The sequence below is a fragment of the Halochromatium sp. genome (assembly GCF_054919635.1).
Genome location: NZ_JBUDPI010000119.1, coordinates 1 through 9,961, shown reverse-complemented (window position 1 = coordinate 9,961; position 9,961 = coordinate 1). Strand labels below are relative to the sequence as shown.

Annotated in this window: 9 protein-coding genes; all 9 read right to left on the bottom strand. The window is 63.7% G+C overall.

Annotation, left to right across the window (positions count from 1 at the left end; translation table 11 throughout):
- Window positions 1–709 (bottom strand): UDP-3-O-acyl-N-acetylglucosamine deacetylase (gene lpxC, locus ACY693_RS09190; protein ID WP_462321528.1); only part of this gene is annotated, 709 nt, incomplete at its 3' end.
- A gap of 237 nt (window positions 710–946) precedes the next feature.
- Window positions 947–2,116: a cell division protein FtsZ gene (gene ftsZ / locus ACY693_RS09185; protein WP_462321527.1), complete on the bottom strand. Its 1,170-nt coding sequence runs from the start codon at window positions 2,114–2,116 to the stop codon at window positions 947–949.
- Between the two features lie 86 nt (window positions 2,117–2,202).
- Window positions 2,203–3,423, bottom strand: a complete 1,221-nt coding sequence (gene ftsA, locus ACY693_RS09180) for a cell division protein FtsA (protein ID WP_462321526.1) — start codon at window positions 3,421–3,423, stop codon at window positions 2,203–2,205.
- A gap of 25 nt (window positions 3,424–3,448) precedes the next feature.
- Entirely contained in the window at window positions 3,449–4,246 is a 798-nt protein-coding gene (locus tag ACY693_RS09175) for a cell division protein FtsQ/DivIB (RefSeq protein WP_462321525.1), read from the bottom strand.
- Window positions 4,239–5,204 (bottom strand): D-alanine--D-alanine ligase, encoded by a 966-nt coding sequence (locus tag ACY693_RS09170; protein WP_462321524.1) that lies wholly within the window; start codon window positions 5,202–5,204, stop codon window positions 4,239–4,241. Before ACY693_RS09170 ends, ACY693_RS09175 begins: the two co-directional genes overlap by 8 nt.
- Window positions 5,201–6,088, bottom strand: a complete 888-nt coding sequence (murB, locus tag ACY693_RS09165) for a UDP-N-acetylmuramate dehydrogenase (protein ID WP_462321523.1) — start codon at window positions 6,086–6,088, stop codon at window positions 5,201–5,203. The genes ACY693_RS09170 and murB overlap by 4 nt, the downstream gene beginning before the upstream one ends.
- The gene (murC, locus tag ACY693_RS09160) at window positions 6,085–7,518 is read right to left on the bottom strand and encodes a UDP-N-acetylmuramate--L-alanine ligase (protein ID WP_462321522.1); all 1,434 of its coding nucleotides are present in this window, start codon (window positions 7,516–7,518) and stop codon (window positions 6,085–6,087) included. The genes murB and murC overlap by 4 nt, the downstream gene beginning before the upstream one ends.
- A complete protein-coding gene (gene murG, locus ACY693_RS09155; RefSeq protein WP_462321521.1) occupies window positions 7,515–8,591 on the bottom strand; it encodes an undecaprenyldiphospho-muramoylpentapeptide beta-N-acetylglucosaminyltransferase in 1,077 nt (358 codons plus the stop codon). The genes murC and murG overlap by 4 nt, the downstream gene beginning before the upstream one ends.
- A complete protein-coding gene (ftsW, locus tag ACY693_RS09150; RefSeq protein WP_462321520.1) occupies window positions 8,576–9,826 on the bottom strand; it encodes a putative lipid II flippase FtsW in 1,251 nt (416 codons plus the stop codon). Before ftsW ends, murG begins: the two co-directional genes overlap by 16 nt.
- Between the last annotated feature and the right edge of the window lie 135 nt (window positions 9,827–9,961).

The window sequence follows — 9,961 nt, the reverse complement described above, 5'->3', positions numbered from 1 at the left end:
GGTTCACGAACTCGTCTTCGTAGCGAACGCCGCCTTCAGTCAACACCCGAAAATCATCCACCCCGACAGCGTTGTCGAGGCTGCCGCCGAGCGCGAGATTCTGTTGCTGCAGCGCCTCGATGTCGCGCAGGAATCCGAAGGTGCGGGCCCGACTGACCTCCTTGACGAACGAGGTCGTCGAGAAGTCGACCGTCGCTGTTTGCAGACGTGAGGCGAAAACTGGATGGTCGAAGTCGATCGAAAACTCGACCTTGAATCCGTCGAGCGGGTCGAAGCGGGCGAACTTGTCGCCATCCTCGACAACGATGGGCTTCTTGATCGCGATAAAGCGACGCGGACGGTTCTGCTCCTCGATTCCGGCCGATTGCAGCAGGAACACAAAGGGTGCAGCGCTGCCATCCATGATCGGGACCTCGGCCGCGCTCAGGTCGACAAAGGCGTTGTCGATACCCAGACCGGCAAAGGCAGACAGCAGGTGCTCGACCGTCGAGACCCGGACGTCGCCATTGGTCAGGGTGGTCGAGAGTCTGGTGTCGCCGACATTGAGGGGGTTGGCTTGGATGTCGACCACGGGGTCGAGGTCGGTGCGGCGAAAGACGATTCCGGTATCGGCCGCTGCGGGACGAAGCGTCAGATAGACTTTGTCGCCGGTGTGCAAACCGACGCCGGTCGCCCGAATCACATTCTTCAGTGTTCGCTGGCGGATCATTGGCGCTCCTCCGAGCGTTGCGGCCATGAGCACCATTGCTGGACCGCGTCTTGGGACGTTGCTTGCAGCATGCGACAACGCCCGTCCCTGGGCCTTTGTGGTATGCAAGATTCAATGTGCTTGACATGTTAGGGTTTTCCCGGATTTTTATCAAGCATTGAATGTTTTTGCAAGTAAAACGTCTGATTTCTATCCAATAATCCGGGTTAGGGGTTGTCCTAGGTCAATCCGTCGAGGTCAATCCGCCTGACGACGCAGGAAGGCCGGGATATCGAGATAGTCGAGATCTTCTGCGGTTGCTTCGCCACCCGTGCTGGCGGCGCGCTTGTTCCGGAGGTAGGCAGGCTGGTCCATGTTTCGGTAGTCTGGCGCTGAGCCGTCGCGCGGATCGGTGTCGACCAAGCGAATCTTCGGCTCACCGCCGCGGGCGGCGAGACGCTCGGCCTTGCGATCGCCGAGCCCGGTCGCGACCACCGTCACCCGAAGCTCTTCTTCCAGCTCCGGATCGATCACGGTACCGACCACGACGGTGGCGTTGTCGTCGGCGAAATCGCGCACGGTGTTGCCGACCTCATCGAACTCGCCGATCGTCAGCGTCATGCCTGCCGTGATGTTGACCAGGATGCCGTTGGCGCCGGCCAGATCGATATCCTCGAGCAGCGGGCTGTTGATCGCCTTCTCGGCGGCCTCGCGTGCGCGGTTCTCGCCGGTGGCTGAGCCGGTGCCCATCATCGAGACGCCCATGCCGGACATCACGGTCTTGACGTCGGCAAAGTCGACGTTGATCAGGCCTGGACGGGTGATCAGCTCGGCGATGCCCTGGGTCGCGTTCAGCAGGACGTCATTGGCGGCACTGAAGGCGTCGAGCAGGGTCATCTGCTTGCCAAGGACCGCGAGCAGCTTGTCGTTCGGGATCGTGATCAGCGAGTCGACATGCTTCTCAAGCTCGAGGATGCCATCAAGGGCGGCCTTGGCGCGCTTGCCTCCCTCAAAGACGAAGGGCTTACTGACCACGGCAACGGTCAAGATGCCAAGCTCGCGCGCAACGGACGCGACGATCGGGGCTGCGCCGGTGCCGGTGCCCCCGCCCATGCCGGCGGTAATAAAGACCATGTCGGCGCCATCGAGCAGATCCTTGATGCGGTCGCGATCTTCCTCGGCGGCTCTGCGCCCGACGTCGGGATCGGCGCCGGCGCCAAGTCCTTTGGTGATGCCGGCACCCAATTGCAGCACGGTCTTGACCGAGACGTTCTCGAGTGCCTGGGCATCGGTGTTCGCACAGATGAACTCGACACCCTCGATGTTGGCAGCCGCCATGTGATTGACGGCATTACCTCCGCCACCGCCGACGCCGATGACCTTAATCACCGCATTCTGGGTTTGGGTGTCCACTAGCTCGAAGCTCATATCAGTTACCTCGCGAATGTTGCTGGTCTGCTGCAATTCAACCTGTTCCCCTCGGGCCGCGGGGAGTCTCTCGCCCGCCACCATCGTCAAAAGCTGCCGCTTAGCCAGTTGCGCAGACGCCCCCAAACGCCTGCGCTCTGGTGGTCAGCTGCGCCAGCGAACCGATGCTGCCTGGCGTAGATGAGGAGCCCAACCCCGGCCGCATAGACGGGGTCGGTGATGGTGTCTTCCATCCCTGTGACCGACTGGGGAAGGCCGAGTCGAACGGGCATGTGGAACAGCTCTTCGGCCAAATCCACGATGCCCTCCATCTTTGCACTGCCGCCGGTGAGCACGACGCCGCCGGCAATCAGTTCTTCGAAGCCACTGCGCCTGAGCTCGCCTTGGAGAAGATTCAGCAGCTCCTCGTAGCGTGGCTCGATCACCTCGGCGAGCGTCTGGCGCGATAGCTGACGCGGTGGTCGCTCACCAATGCTCGGTACCTCGATGTTCTCTTGACCGCCCTTTGACGATAGGGCACAGCCGTGCTGGATCTTGATGGCTTCGGCATGCTGGGTCGGCGTGCGCAAGGCGACAGCGATGTCGTTGGTGACCTGATCGCCGGCGATAGGGATCACGGCAATGTGGCGGATGGCGCCATCGGTGAAGACAGCCAGATCGGTGGTGCCCCCACCGATATCGACCATGCACACGCCCAGCTCCTTCTCGTCCTCCTTGAGGACTGCCAGCGATGAGCTGAGCTGCCCGATGACCAGGTCGTCGACCTCGAGACCGCAGCGGCGGATGCACTTGACGACATTCTGAGCCGCGCTGACAGCGCCAGTGACCATATGCACCCGCGCCTCGAGACGCACGCCGCACATGCCGATGGGTTCGCGGATACCGTCTTGGTCGTCGATGATGAATTCCTGCGGCAGGATATGCAGGATCTTCTGATCGGCCGGGATAGCGACGGCGCGGGCGGCATCGATGACGCGGTCGACATCGGCTTGGCTGACCTCATGGTCTTTGATCGCAGTGACGCCATCACTGTTGCGACTGCGGATATGGCCACCGCCGATGCCGGCGTGTACCGAATGGATCTCGCAGCCCGCCATCAGCTCCGCTTCCTCAACCGCGCGCTGAATAGACTGCACCGTCGATTCGATGTCGACGACGACACCCTTCTTGAGACCGTGTGATGGATGGGTACCGACTCCGATGACCTCGATGGTCTCATCGGGCCTGATCTCGCCGACTAAGGCAGCCACCTTCGAGGTGCCAATATCGAGCCCGACGACCAGATTCTTTTCACTGCGTCTTGCCATGCAGATTCCGCTCCAAATGTGATAATCAGTTGGCCGCAATGCGCTTGGGTGCGCCCGCGCTATTGGCGATCGGTAGCCAGCGGACCGCCAGCCCGTTTGCGTAACGGAGGTCGAGCCGGGTCGGGATACCGATCGCCTCAATCTGGCTGTACGCAGCGATCAGGCGCTCAAGCCGTTCTTCAACATCGTCGGTGCCGAGCAGGACATCCGTGCCACCCAGCAGCTCAATCGACCAGTCGCCCCTGGCATCACATTGAACAGCGTCGACGATCAGGCCGAGAGCAAGGAGGCGCGAGCCCCAGTCGAAGAATCGGGCGACGACCTCGGGTGCCCGCTCATCATCTGCTCCACCAAGGCGTGCGAGCCCGGCTGGCAGCCGTCCGTCGCTCGGGCGAAACACCTCGCCGTTCTCGGTGACCAGGCCGCTCTCGTTCCAACGCGCAATCGCGCTGTGCTCGCGCACGGTGACTTGAACGCGGTCCGGCCAGATTCGGCGCGCTGTGGCCTGCTCGACCCAAGGCAAGGCCTGCACCCGTGCCCGAAGGGTTGCTAGGTTCTGGGTCAGGATGCCGCCGGTGATCTCGTTGCTGATGGTCTCCTGGAGCGCCTCGCGCGAGAGCCCATGCATCTCGCCTTCGATACTGACCGCGCGAATCGGCAACAGGGTTGGCTCCCACTGCAGCCCGATCCAGCTCGCGCCGATCAGTGCGCCGATCAGTAGGGCCGCGCTGAGCAGCCGGGACAAGAGGCCGAGCCGCGTGAGGGTGCGCGCCGATGCGACCAATGCAGCCTGATGGGTCTGATGATGTGCTGGCTCAGCCATGGCTTGGCGCCTCCACCATGCTGGTCTCGAGGATACGGGCACAGAGCTGGTCGAAATCGATGCCGGCGGCCGCTGCAGCCATGGGCACCAGGCTGTGATCGGTCATCCCAGGGATGGTGTTGACCTCGAGCAGCTCGGGGCTTCCCCTGTCATCGAGCATGAAGTCGACGCGCCCCCAGCCGCTGCCACCGACGGCACGAAAGGCCTCTAGGCAGAGTGTCTGATAGGCGGACTCGAGCTGCTGCGGAAGCCCGCAAGGACACAGATAGGAGGTGCTGTTGGCCTGATACTTGGCATCGAAGTCGTAGAAGACGTGCGGCGTCTCGAGCTGGATCAGCGGTAGCGCCTGTTGGCCGAGGATGGCGCAGGTGTACTCGGCACCGCTCAGCCAGCGTTCGGCGAGCACGCTGGAATCGAGCTTGGCTGCTGCACGCCAGGCGGCGACAAGCTCGTCGCGGTCATTGGCGCGCGCCATGCCTAGGCTGGAGCCCTCATGGGCTGGCTTGACCATCAACGGAAAGCCGAGGTCGATGGCCTGCTCGAGATCGGTCTCATTGAGGATCAGCGCGAACTCGGCGGTCGGTAGGCCGGCCCCACCCCAGATCTGCTTGGTGCGGTATTTATCCATGCCGATGGCTGAGCCGAGCACCCCGGAGCCGGTGTAAGGCAGACCCAAGGTCTCAAGAGCGCCCTGGATCTGGCCGTCTTCGCCTCCGCGCCCGTGCAGGATCAGGAAGGCCCGATCGAAGCGCGCCGGGCTCAGCGCCTCAAACAGGGCGCTGCCAGGGGTCTCGGCTGGGTCGATCCTGGTGACATCGATGCCGAGCCGCTGCAGCGCCGCGAGCACCGCGGCGCCGCTTCTTAGCGAGATGGGGCGTTCTTCGGAGGTACCGCCCAGGATCAGCGCGACCCGGCCGTAGCGGGCTGGATCAAAGACCGTTGGAGCTGGCGTCTTCATTCGAACGCTCCTAAGCGACGAACCTCTGGCTGCAGGCAGATACCGCTGCAACGCTTGACTTCGTGCTGGACATGATCGATGAGCGCAGCGATATCGGCCGCTGTCGCACCGCCGAGGTTGATGATGAAATTGGCGTGCTTGGGCGAGACCTCGGCACCACCGAGCCGCTTGCCCTTGAGTCCAGCGGCCTCGATCAGTCGAGCGGCGTGATCGCCAGTGGGATTGCGAAACACCGAGCCACAGCTCGGCACCCCGGTGGGTTGGGTCGCGGCGCGGCGATCGAGCAGCTCGCGGATGCGGGCTTGGGCAGCCTCGGTATCACCGGGCTCAAGCGTGAGGTCGGCGCCGACGAACCACTCGCCATCTGGTCCGCTGACCCGCCGATAACCGACCTCGAAGTCGTGCCGAGCACGCTCGCGAATCCGGCCCCGTCGATCAATGGTGCGAACCTGACGCACGAGCGGCCAGGTTTCGCCTCCCCAAGCACCGGCATTCATGGCCAAGGCACCACCCATGGTGCCGGGGATGCCAGCGAGGAACTCGGCACCGACCAGGCCCTGACGGCTAGCAAAGCGGGCAACCTTGGCGCAGCTGGAACCGGCCTCGACCCGAATGCTGCCGTCCGGCAGTTGACTGATATCGCCTAAGCAGCCCTGGGTATGAATCACGGTTCCAGGCAGACCGGCATCGCTGATCAGCAGATTGCTGCCCAGTCCGAGCCAGAAGAGCGGCTCATCGGCGTCGAGCTCGCTCAGGAATTGAGCCAGGTCCTGCACATCGGCGGGCCGGTACAGTCGCTGCGCCGGTCCGCCGACGCGCCAGCTGGTATAGCGCGCGAGCGGCTCGTTCAGTAGCAGCTTGCCACGCAGGCTATCGGCGGTCATGGCTGAGTCTCCCTCAGCAGGCCCGGCAGTTGTGCTGCGAGCTGTCCGATGTCGCCAGCGCCAGAGACGAGGAGCAGATCGTCCGGCTCGAGTAGCGCCTCGAGCAGCGGGGGCACTTCGCGAAGGGTTTGGACGAACACCGGCTCGACCTGTCCGCGCGAGCGCACAGCGCGGCTTAAGCTGCGGCCATCGGCGCCCGGAATCGGCTGCTCACCGGCGGCATAGACCTCACACAACACAAGCAGGTCGACCTCGGAGAGTACCTGGGCGAAGTCATCGAACTGCTCTTGGGTACGTGAGTAGCGATGCGGTTGGAACAGTAGCACCAGTCGACGGCCGGGCCAGCCGCCGCGTGCGGCTTCGATGGTCGCGGCGAGCTCGCGCGGATGATGGCCATAGTCGTCGATCAAGATGACCGAGTGTCCATTGGGCAATGGGCAATCGCTGACCACGAAGCGACGACCGATCCCAGCAAAGGTGCTTAGCGCTCGCTGTATTGCTGGTTCTTCCACGCCGAGCTCGAGGGCGATAGCGATCGCCGCCAATGCGTTCAGAACGTTATGTCGCCCGGGCAGATTGAGCTCGACAGGCAACGGCTCTGCTGCCTCTGCATGCGCCACATCGAAGCGCATGCGCAGCCCTTGCTGGCTGATGTTGAGCGCGCGCACGTCGGCCTGGGGCTCGGTGCCATAGGTGCGCACCGGGCGCGAGATCGACGGGATCAGCGCCGCGACCTCCGGATCATCGACGCAGAGCACCGCCAGCCCATAGAAGGGAAGGTGATGGATGAACTCCTTAAAGGTGCTGCGCAGACGATCGAAGTCGTTACCGTAGGTGCGCATGTGGTCGGCATCGATATTGGTGACCACCGCCAACATCGGCTGCAGATAGAGGAAGGAGGCATCGCTCTCGTCGGCCTCGGCGATCAGGTACTTGCTGCTGCCGAGGCGGGCATTGGCACCGGCGCTGTTGAGCAGACCGCCGATGACAAAGGTCGGGTCTAGATTGGCCTCGGCCAGCACGCTAGCGATTAGGCTGGTGGTGGTGGTCTTGCCATGGGTGCCGGCGACAGCGACGCCGTGGTGGAATCGCATCAGCTCGGCCAGCATCTCGGCGCGTCTGACCACCGGAATCCGCGCCGCTCGGGCGGCGAGGATCTCTGGGTTGCGCTCATCAATGGCCGTGGAAACCACCACCACATCGACATCGGCGACCTGCTCAGCGCGATGGCCGATGAAGCACTCCACGCCGAGGCTGCTGAGCCGCCGCACGCCCTCGTTCTCGCGCTGGTCTGAGCCTTGCACCGCATAGCCGAGATTGGCCATGAGCTCGGCGATACCGCTCATGCCCGCGCCGCCAATGCCAACGAAATGCAGGCGGCGCATGCGCCCCATATTGGCAGCACTGTGGGTGCGATGAGCTGCGTTCATCGTGCCAGCTCCAGGCAGGCGTCGGCAATCTGCTCGGCCGCGTCTGGCAGCGCCTTGGAACGGGCGGCCTCGGCCATGCGCAGGCGTTGGCTTGGATCGGCGAGCAGCGGCTGGAGCAGGGCGGCGAGCCGCTCTCGGCTCATCTCGCGCTGTAGCAAGAGATGGGCAGCACCGGACTCGCTGAGCCAGCGTGCATTGCCGACCTGGTGGTCATCGACTGCATGCGGATAGGGGACAAGGATCGCCGGCAGCCCGGCCGCAGCCAGCTCCGAGACCGTGAGTGCACCACTGCGACAAATGACCAGGTCGGCCCAGGCGTAGGCCTCGGCCATATTAGTGATGAAGGCTGTGACCTCGGCCTCGACGCCGGCATCGGCATAGGCCTGCTGAGCCAGGGCCAAGGTGCGCTCACCAGCCTGATGTTTGACCTCCGGTCGCAAGTCCGGCGGCAGCTGCGCAAGCGCTTGCGCCACGCTCTCATTCAAGGCCTGGGCACCGAGTGACCCGCCCAGCACCAGCAGCCGCGCGGCGCCAGTGCGTCCGGCGAAACGTGCTTGCGGCGCTGGCAAGGTGGCGATCTCTGGCCGCACCGGATTACCCGTCGTGATTGCCCGCCGAGCGCTGGGGAAGCTCTGAGGGAAGGCCTCGAATACACGGTCGGCGACCCGTGCTAGCCATTGATTGGTCATCCCTGGCACGCTGTTCTGCTCTTGGATCAGCAATGGTCGGCGCTGCAGACGCGCGGTGATGCCACCCGGTCCCGATGCAAACCCGCCCATTCCGAGCACAGCCGCAGGGTCGCGTCGCTTGAGAATGCCGGCGGCCTCGCCAAGGGCTCCGGCGAGCCTTAACGGTGCGGCGAGCAGCGTGCGCAACCCTTTGCCACGGATGCCACTGACCGAGAGCCACTCGATCTCGAAACCCTGTTCGGGGACCAGACGTGCCTCGATACCAGCGCGGGTACCGAGCCAGAATACCTCGGCACCGCGACTGCGCAGCACCTCGGCGACGGCCAATGCCGGGAACACATGGCCGCCGGTGCCACCTGCCATGATCGCTATGCGCGGCGCCATCTGATCCCCCTTGCTGTGCTCATGCTTGGAGTGATCCCAGCCTCGGGTAGTGGTCCGCTGTCCCGACGGCGCAGCTCGAAGTCGACGCGCAGCAGCACCGCGGCCATCATCACGGAGACGACCAAGGCATTGCTCCCGTAGCTGACGAAGGGAAGCGGAAGGCCCTTGGTGGGCAGCAAGCCGGTATTGACCCCAGCGCTGATGAAGGCTTGCATGCCGATCAGTAGGCCGAAGCCGTGGGCGATGTAGGCGGAGAAGTCATCACCGAGTGCCTGTGCGTGTGCGCCGATGGCGAAGGCACGCCAGGTCATCAAGGCAAAGGCCAAGATCACCGTGATCACGCCCAGCACGCCGAGCTCCTCGCCGATCACTGCCAGCAAGAAGTCAGTATGCGCTTCAGGAAGATAAAACTGCTTCTGTATCCCGTTACCAAGTCCGACACCGAGCCACTCGCCTCGGCCCATCGCGATCAGGGCGTGGCTGAGCTGATAGTCGGTGTTGAAGGGATCATCGAATGCGTTGATGAACGAGGTCACCCGCTCGAGCCGATAGGGCTCGATCCAGATCAGCAGTGCCAGTCCAGCGATCACAGCAGCCACGAGCAGGGCAAACGGCCACAGAGCTGCGCCTCCGAGCAATAACAGCGCCAACACCGTCGCGATCACGACTGCGGTGGTGCCGAAGTCAGGCTGGACCATGATGAGGCTGGCGGCGAAGCCAATCAGAACCATGGGCCGAATGAATCCGAGCACCGAGGTACTGACCTCGAGCTGACGCCGCACCAGATAGCCTGAGAGGTAGATGACTGCAACGAACTTGATCAGCTCCGAGGGCTGGAGATTGAACGGACCAATCGGAATCCAGCGGGTTGCGCCATTGACGGTTCGACCGATGCCAGGGACCAGGACAAGGAGCAATAGCGCACAGCCGAGCAGGAGTAGCCAGATCCCCGAGCGCTCCCAGGCCTGTATCGGAATGGCAAAGCAGAGCAGCCCGCAGAATAGCGCCAGCCCGAGCGCGACCGCGTGACGTAAGACGAAGAAGAAGGGATCGGCGTAGTTCCGCGCCGCGATTGGCAGTGATGCGGAGGCGACCATCACGAAACCCAGCCCAAGCAGGCCGAGCACGCAGACCAGCAGCAGACCGTCGATCGCCGGCTCGACACGGTCACGCCGCCGCGTCGGATGGCGCATCGGTGATGCGCTTGGTCTTGCGACCAGAGAACGACCTGGCATAGGTGCTGCGCTCATGCGGGTAGCTCCGCGACAGCCGCAGCGAAGGCCCGACCGCGGTGCTGATAGTCGCTGAACATATCGAAGCTCGCGCAGGCGGGTGACAAGAGGACCGAGTCGCCAGGTAAAGCGAGACGG